Origin of the sequence: Streptomyces sp. NPDC057900 (assembly GCF_042887885.1) — a bacterium.
Classification (GTDB): domain Bacteria; phylum Actinomycetota; class Actinomycetes; order Streptomycetales; family Streptomycetaceae; genus Streptomyces.
Window position 1 is genome coordinate 772722 of sequence record NZ_JBHVOI010000001.1, and the last position, 13287, is coordinate 786008.

Annotated in this window: 10 protein-coding genes; 4 read left to right on the forward strand and 6 right to left on the reverse strand. The window is 70.8% G+C overall.

Annotation, left to right across the window (positions count from 1 at the left end; translation table 11 throughout):
- Positions 1 to 21: 21 nt before the first annotated feature.
- The gene (locus ACFVQ0_RS03120) at positions 22 to 969 is read right to left on the reverse strand and encodes an NAD-dependent epimerase/dehydratase family protein (RefSeq protein WP_390083995.1); all 948 of its coding nucleotides are present in this window, start codon (positions 967 to 969) and stop codon (positions 22 to 24) included.
- 141 nt (positions 970 to 1110) lie between these two features.
- Between ACFVQ0_RS03120 and ACFVQ0_RS03125 the strand changes: the two genes are divergently transcribed.
- Positions 1111 to 1833, forward strand: coding sequence for a TetR/AcrR family transcriptional regulator (locus ACFVQ0_RS03125; RefSeq protein WP_390083997.1), 723 nt, complete (start codon positions 1111 to 1113; stop codon positions 1831 to 1833).
- A 96-nt stretch (positions 1834 to 1929) separates the two neighbouring features.
- On the opposite strand, the gene ACFVQ0_RS03130 is transcribed toward ACFVQ0_RS03125, so the two are convergent.
- From ACFVQ0_RS03130 to ACFVQ0_RS03150, 5 genes are all read right to left on the reverse strand, one after another.
- Positions 1930 to 4128, reverse strand: coding sequence for a right-handed parallel beta-helix repeat-containing protein (locus ACFVQ0_RS03130; protein WP_390083999.1), 2199 nt, complete (start codon positions 4126 to 4128; stop codon positions 1930 to 1932).
- Positions 4125 to 5600 carry a M1 family metallopeptidase gene (locus ACFVQ0_RS03135; RefSeq protein ID WP_390084001.1) on the reverse strand — a complete coding sequence of 492 codons (1476 nt, stop codon included), beginning with the start codon at positions 5598 to 5600 and terminating at the stop codon, positions 4125 to 4127. The genes ACFVQ0_RS03130 and ACFVQ0_RS03135 overlap by 4 nt, the downstream gene beginning before the upstream one ends.
- Positions 5600 to 7273: an extracellular solute-binding protein gene (locus tag ACFVQ0_RS03140; RefSeq protein ID WP_390084003.1), complete on the reverse strand. Its 1674-nt coding sequence runs from the start codon at positions 7271 to 7273 to the stop codon at positions 5600 to 5602. The genes ACFVQ0_RS03135 and ACFVQ0_RS03140 overlap by 1 nt, the downstream gene beginning before the upstream one ends.
- A 51-nt stretch (positions 7274 to 7324) precedes the next feature.
- Positions 7325 to 8185: a carbohydrate ABC transporter permease gene (locus ACFVQ0_RS03145; protein ID WP_390085356.1), complete on the reverse strand. Its 861-nt coding sequence runs from the start codon at positions 8183 to 8185 to the stop codon at positions 7325 to 7327.
- Between the two features lie 82 nt (positions 8186 to 8267).
- Positions 8268 to 9281 carry an ABC transporter permease subunit gene (locus ACFVQ0_RS03150; RefSeq protein ID WP_328864577.1) on the reverse strand — a complete coding sequence of 338 codons (1014 nt, stop codon included), beginning with the start codon at positions 9279 to 9281 and terminating at the stop codon, positions 8268 to 8270.
- A gap of 339 nt (positions 9282 to 9620) precedes the next feature.
- Between ACFVQ0_RS03150 and ACFVQ0_RS03155 the strand changes: the two genes are divergently transcribed.
- The 3 genes from ACFVQ0_RS03155 (at position 9621) to ACFVQ0_RS03165 (ending at position 13287) form a co-directional block, all read left to right on the forward strand.
- Positions 9621 to 10607, forward strand: a complete 987-nt coding sequence (locus tag ACFVQ0_RS03155) for a hydroxyacid dehydrogenase (RefSeq protein ID WP_390084005.1) — start codon at positions 9621 to 9623, stop codon at positions 10605 to 10607.
- 62 nt (positions 10608 to 10669) lie between these two features.
- A complete protein-coding gene (locus tag ACFVQ0_RS03160) occupies positions 10670 to 11764 on the forward strand; it encodes a LacI family DNA-binding transcriptional regulator (protein WP_390084007.1) in 1095 nt (364 codons plus the stop codon).
- Positions 11765 to 11922: 158 nt separating this feature from the next.
- Positions 11923 to 13287, forward strand: coding sequence for a M60 family metallopeptidase (locus ACFVQ0_RS03165; protein ID WP_390084009.1), 1365 nt, complete (start codon positions 11923 to 11925; stop codon positions 13285 to 13287).

Genomic DNA, 13287 nt, shown 5'->3' on the forward strand with positions numbered 1-13287 from the left:
GCGCGGCGGGGGCAGCGGCGGTCAGTGCGCCGCCAGCAGTTCCCCGTACCAGGCGAGCGTGGCGTCGATGGTCGCGGAGAGCGGGTTCGGTGCCAGGCCGAACGCCTTCTCGATGGCGGAGGAGTCGACGATCTGCGCCTCCGTGTGCTGGTAGAACATCTCGGCGTAGGCCGTCATGAACTGCTCGTCGAACGGTCCGAAGGGCCGGGGTTCCGAGACGACGGTCAGGGTCAGCGGACGGCCGACGCGCTCCTCGATCATCTCCAGGATGCGGCGCGTGGTGAGCGCGGGGGCGGTGGGCAGGTGCCAGACCCGGCCGTCACCGTCCGGGTTCTCACCCAGCGTCGCGAGGCCCGCGGCCACGTCACCGATGTACGTGTAGCTGTGCGGCAGGTCGATGTCGCCGAACGCCGGTACCTCTTCCCCCGTCAGCGCGGCGGGGAACACCGCGCCGCCCAGCGTGGAGTTGAGGACACCGGGCCCCACGAAGTCGGCGGACCGGCCCAGCACGACCCGCAGCCGGCCCTCGGCGTGCGCGGCGAGGTAGCGGGCGTCGAGCTCGGCGCGCATCACGCCCTTGTCGGTCGTGGCGTTCCACGGGGTGTCCTCCGTCATGACCGCACCGTGCGTCTCGCCGTACGGGTAGAGCGTGTCGAGCACCACGAGGCGGGCGCCCTCGGCCTCGACCGCCGCGAGTACGGCCTGCTGGATGCGCGGCATGGTCTCGACCTGGAGGTGGTACGCCACGTTGACGCAGTGGTAGACGACGGCCGCGCCCTCGACGGCTGCCCGAGCGCCGTCCGGGGTGGCGACATCGGCGGCGAACCGCTCGACGCCTTCGAGCTCCGGGCCGGTGGCCGCCCGGTCGACGAGCCGGACCGGGTGGCCCCGGCGGACGAGTTCCCCGGCGAGCGCGGTGCCGGCGGGGCCCGAGCCGAGGACGACGTGAAGGTCATGTGCTGCGGTCATGACGTACTCCCTGTGACGCGAACGACGATCGCTATGGCTTTTCGCTTCTGTTAGACACAGTAACTATCACGATGGAGTCTCGCAAGACTGACTGTTAGACTCCATAACTGAAGTGAGCTTGCCTAGCGGAAGGGGCCGGGGATGGCCGAGGCGCAACAGGGGCCGCGGGCCCGCTACCGGGAGCAGACCCGCGCGGAGATCAAGGAAGCGGCCCTGCGACAGCTGGCCGACGGGGGTGTGGCGGCGCTCGCGCTGACCCGGATCGCCAAGGACATGGGCCTGTCCGGGCCCGCCCTCTACCGCTACTTCGCCAGCCGCGACGATCTGCTGCACGCGCTGATCAGGGACGCGTACGACGATGCCGCCTCGGCCATCGGCGCTGCGGCCGCCCGTTCGGTGGATGCCGCACAGAGCCCGCGCGAGCGGCTGCGCGCGCTGGCGGTGGCGTACCGGGCCTGGGCGGTCGGGGAGCCGCACCGCTATCTCCTGATCCAGGGCGCGCCGGTGCCGGGGTATGTCGCGCCCGCCGACACGCTGGACCGGGCCCGCGCGGTGCTCGGGCCGTTCCTTCCGGTGTTCGCGGGTGGAACGCCCGGGGCGGGTGTGGCGCCGGTGGTGGCGCAGATGGCGGCCTGGCTGGACGGGGATCCGGCCGTGGGCGGCTGGGTGGCGGAGTACGTGGCGGACGCCGCCGGTCCGGCGGGCGCTGCCGGGGCTCTGGCCGGGGCGCTCCTCGCCTGGGCGCAGCTGCACGGATCCGTGGGCCTGGAGGCCGCGGGCCAGTTCGAGGGGATGGGACACAGCGGGGGCACCCTGCTGGACGCGCAGGTCGCAATGCTGGCGGACGCCTTCGGGCTGGAGTGAGCTCCCCGGACCCCTGGGCCTTCGGGCGCACGACGCCGATCGCCGGACGGGCCCAGGGGCCGGTCCGGCGATCGGTGTGTGCGGTGGTGGCGGGTGTCAGGGGTGGATGAGCACCTGGGCCAGGGCCACCCGGCCCGTACCGGACGTCACGATCTTCACCGTGCGGGTCCGGCTGTCCAGGTTCACCAGCGTGGGACGCAGCGCCTTCCCGCTGACGTGCACCGTGCCGTCGTCGGTGACGACGTCGAAGTCGGCCGTCGTGGTGGAGGCGTCGTTCCAGATCTCGACCTGCCGGATGTGCCGGACGGCGCCGAGGTCCGCCTGCCACCAGGCGCCGGGCTCCGAGAGGGTGCGGGTGTCGGTGTTGGTGTCGGCGTCCAGGGCGAGCGCCGCCGTCGCCGCTCCGTCGGTCGAGGACTGGGTGGCCGTGCCGGTGCGGGCCAGGTCGGTGCGGAGCTGCTCGACCGGGCCGCCGTGGGCGCCCGCCCGTGCGGCGACGGCGAGCGCCTGGGCGGGCAGCCGGTCGAGGCCGGTCAGATTGTCCGTCATGACGGAGCCGGTTCCGCCGAGGGCGGGGGCGGCGGTGTCGGTCCAGTTGCCGCGCGCGGTGTTCTGGATTCCGTAGTCCGCCCAGTTGGAGACCCACTTGTAGCCGATGCGGGTGATGACGTTGCGCTCGACGGTGATGTGCGAGGACTGCTCGTCGAGGTAGATGCCGTTCCCGTCGCGTTCGGTGTTGCCGTACGCGGAGCGGTTGATGTAGTTGCCGCTGAGAACGGTGCCGGGCTGCGCGCCCTGGGTGTAGATCGCGCCGCCGTCGTGCTGCTGCTGTGCGACCTCCATGACATCGGTGATGCGGTTGCCCGTCACCTTGTTGTCACGCAGTACGGACTTCTGGGCCTCGGGCTGGTTCCAGCCCCAGCCGACCGAGATCGCGGAGTACGGGAGGTGGTCCAGGCTGTTGTGGTCGATGCTCAGCCCGGCCTCGTAACCGGCCCAGATGCCCACCGAGTCGGTGTACTCGACACCGGAGCGGCTGATGGTGTTGTACGCGACGGTGTTCCGCTCCCCCGCCAGTGACGCCTCCGGCATCGGTTCGGTGTCTCCGACGTAGACGGCGCCGGAGGACAGGTCGGTGAAGGAGGAGCGGGTCAGCGAGCTGTCCTTGGTGCCAGCCTCCAGGATCGCCCCGGCCCCGCCGAGGTGGCTGAACCGGCTGCTCTCGATGCGCACCCGCCGGCCGCCGCGGACGGTGACCGCGGCGGCCGGCTTGGTGTAGTAGCGGCCCGCGTGGTCGACGGGGCCGGTGGCGCCGGTCAGGGTGAGACCGGCCTGCATCCCCGCGTAGCCCTCATCGGTGCCGGGCTGCCGGTACGCCGCGTACGCGAAGCCGATCCCGCTGACGGTGACGTCATGGGCACCGTCGATGACGAGGAGCTGTTCGGTGTGCGGAGTGACGGTCCGCGCGCGGCGCATGTCCTCGCCCTTGCGCGGCAGGTAGGTGACGGTGCGGCCCTTCGAGTCCCAGACGAACTCGCCCGGCCGGTCCAGGAGTTCGGGGGCGTTCTCGAAGAAGGCGACACCGCTGTAGCGGGTGGAGTCGACGGCGGTGGAGTCCCAGGCGGGGCCGGTGCGGTCCGTGCCGCTCGCCGAGTTGGTCCAGCAGGGCTGGACGAACGTCATGGTGTCGCCGCTGACGCCCGCGATCCGGCAGTGGTAGTTCCGCCAGCGGACCCGGATGACGGCTTCGGCGTCGGTGGGGCGCTGCCAGTGGTCGATCCCGGTCGCGGTGGCGCCGGTCATGCCGGTGGCGGAGGCGTCGCAGGTGGTCGCCGCGCATGCCTCGCCACGGGCGCGGGTGGCGCGCTCGCCGTCGACGAAGAGCTGGCGCGGGGTGACCCCGGCGGGGATGGCGGCGCTCCAGGTGCCGTCGGTGTTGCGGTGCCAGCCGGTGATGTCCTGTCCGCCGGAGAGGACGGGGCGGGCGCCGGGGGCGGCGGCCCAGGTGGTGCCCGAGTCGTCCGGGCCGAGCTTCAGGGGCGCGTCGAGCCGGTACGTACCGTCCTTGAGGAGGACGCGGACGTCGCGCCCCTGCTCGGTGCGGGCCCGGTCGCGGGCGTCCTGTGGGGTACAGGGGCGGCTGACGGTGCAGGAGGTGCCGCGGCCGTCCGGGGCCGCGTACAGGGTGCGGGCGCCGGGTGCGGCCTGGGCGGCCGGGGCGGTGAGCAGCGCGGCCAGGAACGCGGCGGTCGCGGCGGCGGCGGTTCCTCTTGCGGCGTTCAGGGGGCGGTTCACGCGGTGGCCTTCCAGTCGGGGTGGCCGGGCATGGGCGGGTTGACGGCCCCGAAGAGCCAGTCGCGCAGGAACGGGTCCAGGCTCCGGTCACCGGTGACGTCCACGGTGTGCCGGATGAACTGTTCGGTGGTGTAGGTGGAGTCCTTGAAACGCTTGACCCACTCGCGCATCACCGTGTCGAACTTCCGCCGGCCGGCCCGCAGGCTCAGGGCGTACAGCACGAGTGCGCCGCCGTCGTAGATGTTGGTGCCGCCGAGCGCCTTCGGCAGTCCGGGCGGGCCGTCGGCCGCGCGGACCGCGTCGAGCTTCTCGTACGTCGTCCGCATCTTGTCCTCGAAGACGGACCAGCCGCGCTCCTCGCCGTACAGACCGGCGTAGTACACGGCGGGGCCCTCGTTGAGCCAGGCCTGCTGCCAGTTGTCCGGGGTGACGGAGTCGCCGAACCACTGGTGGACGAGCTCGTGGACCATGGTGGTCTCGTAGCCGGGCTGTCCGTCGGCGTTGAGCTTGAACCAGTTGGTGGAGAACAGCGACAGGGTCTGGTTCTCCAGGGCGTCGGTGTAGCCGTCGTAGACGTGGACGCCGTAGACGGAGAACGGGTAGCGGCCGAACTTCGCCTCCAGCCAGGCGAGATGGTCCGGGGTGCGGGCCACGATCGGGCCGTACTTCTCCTCCTGCCCCTGGGGCACGATGTGCCGCAGCGGGAGGCCGCGGTGGCTGGTGCCGTAGAGGTAGGTGCCCTTGACGACGGCGATGCCGATGAGTTCGGTCGCCATCCGCTCGCGCAGGGCGAAGTGCCAGACGCTGGAGCCGTCGGCGCGCCGGGTCCGGTGGGTGAGTTCGCCGTTGGCGGTGGCGACGAAGCCCTTGGGCGCGCTGATGTGGAAGGTCCACGTCGCCTTGTCGGACGGGGTGTCGTTGCACGGCAGGAAGGTGTCGGCGCGCGAGGACTGGGCGGCTGAGGCGAATCCGCCGTCGGTGCCGAAGTTCCAGCCGGTGAGGCCGAGCCTGGGCGCCTTGCCGTTGCCCCGGTAGACGATCTCGACGGTGAACGCCTGCCCGTCGTGGAGCGGGCGCGCCGGGGTAACCGTGAGCTCCTGGCCGCTCTGCCCGGGCGTGAGCTCCCAGCGGGCGGGGCGGCCGGAGACGGTCACCTTGTCGATGGTGTGGCCGTCGGTGTCGAGGTTGAACGCGGAGAGGTCCTGGGTGGCCCTGGCGTTGATCCTCACCGTGCCGGAGAAGTCGTACGTGACCGGGGTGAAGTCGAAGGTCAGGTCGTAGTGGAGGACCTGGTAGCCGCCGTTGCCGAGGGTCGGGAAGAGCGGGTCCCCGACGCCGTTCGAGCCGGGCTTCGGGTCGAAGCGGTGCGGTCTCGCCGCGGCGGGCGAGCCGAGGGCGGGGATCGCGGCGGCTGCGGCGACCGCGGCGCCGCCGAGTCTCAGGGCCGTACGCCTGCTGGTGGGAGCGGTCATCACTTCTTGCCCTTCTGGAAGGCGTCCTCGAACTCTCCGCGGGCCTTCTCGCCGCCCTTGGCCAGGTAGTCCTTGACCAGCTGGTCGTAGGCGGACATCGGCTTGCGGCCGGAGATGATGTCCTTGAGGGCGTCGCCCTTCAACGTGTTGAGACTGCCGGAGCCCTTGGAGTCCCAGGTGGGCGAGGAGTACTGGAGCGTCGGATCCTGTTCCATGACCGGGATCATCTTGGTGAACGTGTCGTGGACGTGGCGTACGCCCTGCTCCGAGTCGGCGCTGAAGATCGCGGGGACGGCCGAGGCCACGAACTTCCAGGGCACGGTGACGTCCTGGGTGCCCTGCTTGGTCAGCGCCGGGTTCCCCTGCGCGTCGCGAGTGAAGTCCTTTCCCTCGACCCCGTAGTTGATGAGGGTGTACTCCAGGCTGCCGAACGGCGAGGCCGCGAAGTCCGCGAGCGCCAGGATCTCCTTGACGCGGTCACCGGACGCCTTCTTGATGTGGGTGTTCTGGAGCTCCACGTTGTCCATCCACGCGATGGCGTCCTTGCCGACCGGTACGAACGGGCGAGGGTCGTACTTCTTGTCGACCGCCTTCATCGCGGCGACGTAACCGACACCGGGTGCCAGGTAGGTGGGCATGCCGTCGTAGACGTACGCGCCCTTGCCGTTCTTGAACATGTCCGTGTACTGGGCCTTCTGCGCCCCGGACATCTGGAGCGTGCCCGGGTAGAAGCAGCCCGCCTTGTACAGCAGCCGGGCGGTCTCCACCGCCTTGCGGAACTCCGGAGTCTCCAGATCTGTGGTGAACTTGCCGGTCTTCTCGTCCAGCCGCCAGTAATAGGGCGCACCCGCGGACATGGCGAGCATGCTGGTGGCACCCGCGATGATCGCGTACTGGTCCTTCTTGGGGCGGGTGAGCTCCTTGCAGATCTCGACGAAGCGGTCGAGGTCGGTGATCTGGTCGAGACTCGTGACGCCGGCCTCTTCGAAGAGGTCGTGCCGGTAGACACCGGCACCGCCCGTACCGGTGCGCGCGATCGGGATGCCGTAGAGCTTCCCGCCGAAGATGGCCGACTGCCAGGCGCCCTTCGGGATCGCGGCCAGGTTGGGGTAGTCCTTGACCTTGTCCCCCGCGAGGAACGGAGTCAGGTCGGCGCACTTGGCCTGGAGGAAAGCGGACTTGTTGTCGACGCCTCCGGTCTCCGGGTACATGAACAGATCCGGCAGGCTGTCGCTGGCGACCATGGTGGAGAACTTGGTGCCGTAGTCGTCGGCGGGGACGGCGGTGACGTTCACCTGGCCGCCGAGGAGCTTCTCGATCTCCTGCCAGGCGGCGTTCCGGCCGCGCGAGGGCGGCGGCGGTGAGAACGTCTCCATCGTCGCGCTGATCGGCTTCGCCCCCTTGAGCGGGGTGCCCTTGGTGGCCCGCAGCGGCTTGGCCGGGTAGCCGAAGAAGCCCTGCGGGACGCCGGCGGCGGTGCCGTCCAGATCGGGCTTGACACCGATGTTGCGGATCGCGGTGTCGGGGAGCAGCGAGGCGCTCTTGGCCTCGGCCTTGGCGGTCGTGCCGCCGTCGCCGCAAGCGGCGAGCAGCGGGGCGGCGGCCAGTCCCAGACCGATGCCCGCACCCATGCGGAACAGCGCTCTGCGGTTGACGGGAGTGGAGCTCGACACCTGAATCTCCTTGTGAGAGGGGAAGGAAGGAGTGGGGGGCGGTGGCTGCGCTCAGCCCTTGACGGCGCCGGTGAGCACGCCCTTGGTGAAGTAGCGCTGGAGGAACGGATAGACGCAGAGGATCGGTACGACGGCGATCACCAGGACCGCCATCTGGACGGCCTGCTGCGGGGCGAGCACCTCGCCGGCCGAGGCCGAGTTCAGGCTCTGGCCCTGGAGGACGTAGGTCCGCAGCACCATGGGCAGCGGCCATTTGTCGGAGTCGTTGAGGTACAGGAGCGAGTTGAAGAAGGCGTTCCAGTACGTCACCGCGTAGAAGAGGCTGATCACGGCGAGGACCGCTTTGGAGAGCGGGAGGACGATCCGCACCAGGATGCGGATGTCGCCGGCGCCGTCGACCTTCGCCGCGTCGTACAGCTCGTCCGGCAGGCCCATGAAGAAGGACCGCAGGACGACCAGGTTGAAGGCGCTGACCAGGGTGGGCATGACGAGCGCCGCGTAGGTGTCGTACAGCCCGAGCCCCTTGACCAGCAGGAAGTTCGGGATGATGCCCGCGTTGAACAGCATGGTGAACAGGGCGATCATCAGGATGGGGCGGGAGCCGGTGACCTCGCGGCGGGAGAGTCCGTACGCCATGCCGATCGTGACGAGCAGACTGGCCAGGGTGCCGAACACGGTGATGCCCACGGAGACGAGCAGCGCCCGGGTGACGACGCCGCCCGTGAAGATCGTCCGGTAGGCGTCGAGGTTGGGGTGGTCGGGCCACAGGACGAGGCCGGAGGCCTTGATGATGTCGGTCTGCGAGGCGAAGCTCGTTCCGATGACGCCGACCAGCGGATAGGCGACGGCGAGGACGACCACGACGACGGCCACCGCCTTGGCGGTCTGTCCCATCCGGGTCGGGCGTTCCATCCACGGCGGTCTGCCGTCGGTCCTGGGCTTCCGGGCCGGACGGGGCGCGGGCGCCGTCGTCGCGGACGTGGCGCGGGTCTTCTCAGCGGTCAGCACCGCGGTACACCCCTTCGTGGCCGAGTCGGTGGGCGAGCTTGTTCGCGCCCAGCACGAGTACGGTGCCGATGACGGCCTTGACGAGTCCGACGGCGGCGGCGACGCCCCAGTCGTTGTCCTTGATGCCGTGGTAGTAGACGTACGTGTCGAGGACCTCACCGGCGTCCGGGCCGACCGCGTCGCGCTGGAGCAGGATCTGCTCGAAGCCGACGGAGAGGATCTGCCCGAGGTTGAGGATCAGCAGCAGGATCAGTACGGGGGCGATGCCCGGCAGGGTCACGTGCCAGAGCCGGCGCCGGGGGCCCGCGCCGTCGATCGCGGCGGCCTCGTAGCTCTGCCGGTCGATGTTCAGGAGCGCGGCCAGGATGATGATCGTGCCCCAGCCGGCGTCCTTCCAGGCCACCTGGAGGGTCAGCAGCCAGGGGAAGGCGTCGGGGTCGCTCATCATGTCGTAGCGGGGCAGCCCCAGACCGCCCAGCACATCGGGCAGCAGCCCGGCGCCGCCCAGGATCTGCTGGAAGATCGAGACGATGATGACCCAGCCGATGAAGTGCGGCAGGTAGACGACGCTCTGCACGAATCGCCGGATCCGGTCGCTCGCGATGCTGTTGAGCAGCAGGGCCAGGGCGACCGGGATCGGGAAGAAGAACACCAGCTGGATGAGGGCGATCTCCAGGGTGTTGAACGTCGCGCTCCAGAAGGCGGGTTCACCGAACGCCGAGGAGAAGTTGGCGAAGCCGACCCAGACGCTGTGCATGTAGCCGAGGTACGGCTGGTAGTCCTGGAACGCCACCACGTACCCGAGCAGCGGCACGTAGTGGAAGACGACGAAGTAGAGCAGTCCGGGCAGGGTGAGCAGCAGCATCACCCGGTCGCGCTTGATCCGCTGTCCGAGCGTCAGCCGGTGTGGCGCGGCAGCGGTCCGGGCTTCGGGCGGGGCGGGTTCATCGGCCCGCTGCCGCCGTTTTTCCCGCGGCAGCGGGGGTGCTGTGTCAGCCATGGTGCGTCCTGTTCGGCCGGGTGGCGCGTGGTGAGCCTTCTGCGGCCGCAAGTTAGTAAGCGGTTAACCCAAGCGTCAAGAGATCCGAGCGAACGTCTTTGTTTCGCAGTGCTCTCCGAAGGAAATCCGGCCTCGAAAATCCCCGCATACTGTCTGAATCAGGTCAGTTGCAGGCGGAGGGAGCTTGACGGTCGGGCGTCACGCTCCCTAGCGTGCCGGTCATTCCATAGAACGCGATTACTGTCCGGAGGCAGGGTGCGAACCACCGAAGAGGCACCGGCTCAATCCGGTACCGATACCGCGACCCCGCCCGGAAGGCGGCCGCGCACGGTTCTGGTCATGAGCCCCGGACTGCTGGACGAGGTTTTCCCGCCTCCCGTCCGGGCCCGGCTGGAGGAGACGGCGGAGCTCCTCGACCCGTCCGTGATCAGCGAGTTCGACTCCCCCGCCGCCACCGCGGCGCTGTCCGCCGCCGAGGTGCTGCTGACCGGCTGGGGCTGTCCGCCCGTGGACGCGGCGCTGCTGGAGAGGGCGCCCGCGCTGCGGGCCGTGATCCACGCGGCCGGCACGGTGAAGACGTTTCTGTCCCCGGAGGCCTTCGACCGGGGGATCGTCGTCTCCTCCGCCGCCTCCGCCAACGCCGTGCCGGTGGCGGAGTTCACCCTGGCCGCGATCATCATGGGCGCGAAACGGGTGTTCCCGCTGTCGGGGCTCTACCGGGAGCGCCGCACCCACCGCACCGGCGCCGACCTCGACCGGCAGCACTGGCTCGGCACGCACGGGCTGCGGATCGGTGTGGTCGGGGCCTCCAGGATCGGCCGCCGGGTCATCGAGCTGCTGCGGGTCCTGGAGGCGGAGGTGCTGCTCTACGACCCGTACGTGGGCGCCGCGGAGGCCGCACTCCTCGGCGTCACCCCGGCGGACCTGGACACCCTGGTCGCGACCAGCGACGTGGTGACCGTGCACGCCCCTGACACGCCCGAGACCCGGGGCATCATCGACGCCCGCCGGATCGGCCTGATGCGCCCCGGCACCCTGCTCGTCAACACCGCCCGGGGCCCGCTGGTGGACACCGAGGCGCTGACCGGGCACCTGGTCAGCGGGCGGCTCGACGCGGTCCTGGACGTGACCTCGCCGGAGCCGCTGCCGCCCGGTCACCCGCTGTGGGATCTGCCCAACGTCTTCCTGACCCCGCACCTCGCGGGCGCCCAGGGCAACGAGGTGGGCCGCCTCGGCGCACTCGCCGTCGACGAGCTGGCCCGGTACGCGCGGGACGAGCCCTTCGGGCACCCGGTGCACCGGGCGGACCTGGGGAGGATCGCATGAACCCCGTCCCGCCGCAGGCTCTAGGCTCGGCGTCACACAACAGCCACCAGGGGGTGAGCCGGATGCGCCGGCAGAGCACGGCCGCGGACGGACAGCGGCGGGCGACGGTCACCGACGTCGCGCGGCGCGCAGGGGTCTCGACGGCCACCGTCTCACGCGTCCTGAACCGCAACTACCCCGTCGCGGAGGCGACCCGGGAGCGCGTCGAGTCGGCCATGCGCGAGCTCGGTTACGTCGTCAACGCGCACGCCCGCGCGCTGGCCGGGGTCTCCAACCGCACCGTCGGCATCATCGTCAACGAGGTCATCGACCCCTTCTACGCGTACATCGCGCGGGGCGTGGAGCGCGAGGCCGCGCTCGGCGGCCGGCTCTGCCTGGTGTGCTGCACCCAGGGCGACCCGCAGCGCGAGCTGGCCTTCATCGACCTGATGCACGAGCGCAGGGCCGACGCGGTGGTGGTGGTCGGCGGCTCCATCGCCGATCGCGGCTACACCTCCGAGCTGGCCCGCCGGGCGCGCGAGCTGGACGCGGGCGGCTCCAAGCTGGTGCTGTGCGGCAGGCCGCCGCTGGACGAGGCGGCGCCGACCGCCTCCGTCGAGTACGACAACGAGGGCGGCGCCTTCGCGATCACCGACCACCTGCTGATGCAGGGCCACGAGCGCATCCTCTACCTCGGCGGCCCGCCCAAACTCTCCACCACCCGCGAGCGCCTCGCCGGCCACCGCCGCGCCCTGGAACTGCGCGGGCTGCCCGCCGATCCCGGCCTGGTGCAGTCGGGCGCCTTCAGCCGCAACTTCGGCTACCGGCGGATGGCCGAACTGATCCGTGAAGGGCTGGACTTCACCGCCGTGTTCGCGGCCAACGACATGGTCGCCGCAGGCGCCGCACAGGCCCTGGAAGAGGCCGGTCTGCACGTGCCGAAGGACATCTCGCTGGTGGGCTACGACGACATCCCCGTCGCCCAGGAGCTGCGCCCCCGGCTGACCACCGTCCACATTCCGCTGGAGGAGATGGGCCGCCAGGCCGTGCGGCTGGCCGTCTCCGGCGGCGACGAGGACGACTGGCGGGAGCCGACCACGGGCGCGCTGCGGCTCGGCACCCACATCGTGGTACGCGATTCCGTCGGTCCCCGGGCCGGCAGGCCCGCGCGCGGTTGACCGGTTACTTCCTGCCTGTCCGCAGTTGGCCATAGAAAATGACAGTAACTTCCCGACTCCCCTTGCGGCTCGACAGCAACCGCTTACATGCTGACGGCACGTCCTACCCCGTTCCGCACGCTTCCGCCCCTCGTTCGTTTCTGCAGGGAGAGTTCCGCATGCGTCAGCACACCCCCTCCCCCCGGTCCGCCTCCACGATCGGTCGCCGCTCCGTACTCGCCGCCGCGGCCGGCGCCGGGGCGGTGGCCGCACTCGGCGCCGCCGTCCCCGCCGCTCAGGCCGCCCCCCGCCGGCCGGCCACCCGCCCCGTCGCCCTGACCGTCACCGCCCGCCCCGCCGCGGAGGCCGAACGGCTGCGGCTCGCACAGGCGCTGCGCGGCTCCGAGTTCCAGCCGACCGGCCTGTACGTTCCCGCCGGCACCCCGCTCTCGCTGACGGTCCGGCCGCACGACGGCCTGGTGCCCACGCTCTGGATCGGCGCCTGGGACTACTACGGCGAGATCACAGAGCCACGCTCCTATCCGCTGACCGCGGGCGCCAACACCGTCACGGACCCGCACGGCGGCCCGGTCTACCTGACGCTCACCGGGAACGGCGAACGGGCCTCCGTGCTCATCCGTTCCGGAGCCATCCCCATGCCGGTCTTCACGCTGGGGCGCACCACGGAGGCGGACTACCAGCGACAGCTGGACACCCTCACAGAGTCGCCCTGGGTCGAACTCCACGGGCCGGACACGATCATGACGCTGACCCGGGACGGCGCGCTGCTGTACCGGGACGAGGACCACGCCGCACTGATCCGCCTGGTCGGGACGATCATCGACTCGCACGCCCGGATCAGCGGCCTCGACGGTTCGCGCCCGGTGCACCGGCGCAAGGCGGGCCCGTACCACTTCACCGAGGTCAGCAAGGTGCCGACCGGTGTCGGCGCGTACGCCACGCACGGCTACAACGGCTTCCCGCGCGCCTATCTCGACCGGGCCACCACCGTCGAGGGGCTGCGGACGCGCGGCTGGGGGCTCTACCACGAGCTGGGCCACCTGCATCAGCAGATGGCCTACAAGCCGGGCGGCCTCACCGAGGTGACGGTGAACATCTACTCGCTGGCGGCGCAGCGCACCCTGGACCAGCCGTCCAACCTGCTCACGGTCGACCCGGCGACCGGGCTGACCGCCTTCCAGACCGCGCGGGCCAAGTTCGGCACCGACGGGCTGAGTTACGAGAAGTCGTTCGGCGCCTACGAGAAGCTCGTGCCGCTGCGTCAGCTGGAGCTGGCCTTCGGGGACGACTTCTGGCCCCGGCTGCACAAGCTGGTGCGCGAGGAGAACCCGCAGTCCGACTCCACGGAGAACGACAAGCGCTACCGGGCACTGGCCACCTACTCCAGCCGCGTCGCGGGCCGCGACCTCACCGACTTCTTCGTCAACACCTGGGCCTTCCCCATCGACGCCGTCGGCAGGGCGGAACTCGCCGCCCTGAACCTGCCCCGGCCTGACGTCGACCCGAGCACGCTCTCCGACTGA

What these genes read in the sequence shown, in the direction of transcription:
- ACFVQ0_RS03125 (WP_390083997.1), top strand. Translation starts at nt 1,111, where the DNA reads ATGGCCGAGGCGCAACAGGGGCCGCGGGCCCGCTACCGGGAGCAGACC.
- ACFVQ0_RS03145 (WP_390085356.1), bottom strand. Translation starts at nt 8,185, where the DNA reads ATGGAACGCCCGACCCGGATGGGACAGACCGCCAAGGCGGTGGCCGTC.
- ACFVQ0_RS03160 (WP_390084007.1), top strand. Translation starts at nt 10,670, where the DNA reads ATGCGCCGGCAGAGCACGGCCGCGGACGGACAGCGGCGGGCGACGGTC.
- ACFVQ0_RS03150 (WP_328864577.1), bottom strand. Translation starts at nt 9,281, where the DNA reads ATGGCTGACACAGCACCCCCGCTGCCGCGGGAAAAACGGCGGCAGCGG.
- ACFVQ0_RS03155 (WP_390084005.1), top strand. Translation starts at nt 9,621, where the DNA reads ATGAGCCCCGGACTGCTGGACGAGGTTTTCCCGCCTCCCGTCCGGGCC.
- ACFVQ0_RS03165 (WP_390084009.1), top strand. Translation starts at nt 11,923, where the DNA reads ATGCGTCAGCACACCCCCTCCCCCCGGTCCGCCTCCACGATCGGTCGC.
- ACFVQ0_RS03135 (WP_390084001.1), bottom strand. Translation starts at nt 5,600, where the DNA reads ATGACCGCTCCCACCAGCAGGCGTACGGCCCTGAGACTCGGCGGCGCC.
- ACFVQ0_RS03120 (WP_390083995.1), bottom strand. Translation starts at nt 969, where the DNA reads ATGACCGCAGCACATGACCTTCACGTCGTCCTCGGCTCGGGCCCCGCC.